This window comes from Paenibacillus paridis, assembly GCF_006345825.1.
Taxonomy (GTDB): domain Bacteria; phylum Bacillota; class Bacilli; order Paenibacillales; family Paenibacillaceae; genus Pristimantibacillus; species Pristimantibacillus paridis.
In genome coordinates this window covers 1-700 of the sequence record NZ_VCIX01000043.1, presented here as the reverse complement: position 1 = coordinate 700, position 700 = coordinate 1, and the positions used below count along the sequence as shown (strand labels likewise).

Below are 700 nucleotides of genomic sequence, written 5' to 3'. Positions count from 1 at the left end.
GGACAGTACAACGGTAAACAATTTGTTCTGCCTCACCAATTGTTCGCTCAAGGTGTTCTCATCAACATTGACTTGTTCAACAAAGAAAATATTCCTCTGCCGAAAGCAGACTGGACGATCGACGAGTTCGAGAAAATTGCTAAAAAATTGACGAAGCCAAGCGATCACCAATACGGAGTAGAGAATCTGTTAGGCGCTCGTGAAATGTTTGTGCCACAATTCGACTCGAAGCTGGGATGGTTGACATTCGACGGTACGCAATTCAACTTCGACAAGCCTGCTTTCTCCGATGCTATTCACTGGATAAATAAAGTCGTGTATAACGATAAGTCATCTGTCGATNAGTCGGCATGAAAATCGATGCGAACTGGGCATTTGCCGATGTGCAGAAGAATGCCAAATTCAAATGGGACTTCCTGCCGATTCCAGGCAAAGATGGACAACGCGTTCCATTGATTACCGACTACATCGGTATGGCACAGAACACGAAGCACCCGAAAGAAGCAATGGAATTCATTAAATTCCTTACTTATTCCAAAGATGGCTGGTTGGAGCGCATCAACAATATCGAGACACCGATTGTTACGATGCCGCTGCTTAATGACCGTGAAGTATGGGATGCTTATCTGCAAACAACGTTCACTGCTCCTGGCCTGAAGGATATTATTGCAGGAATTCCAAACGGCTTCGTTGACGGCTT

The 700-nt window shown here is 44.9% G+C and carries 1 protein-coding gene; it reads left to right on the top strand.

Annotated features, from left to right (window positions below):
• Positions 1-350: 350 nt before the first annotated feature.
• Positions 351-700: extracellular solute-binding protein (locus FJQ58_RS33130; RefSeq protein WP_139990577.1), on the top strand; the 350-nt coding region annotated here is incomplete at its 3' end.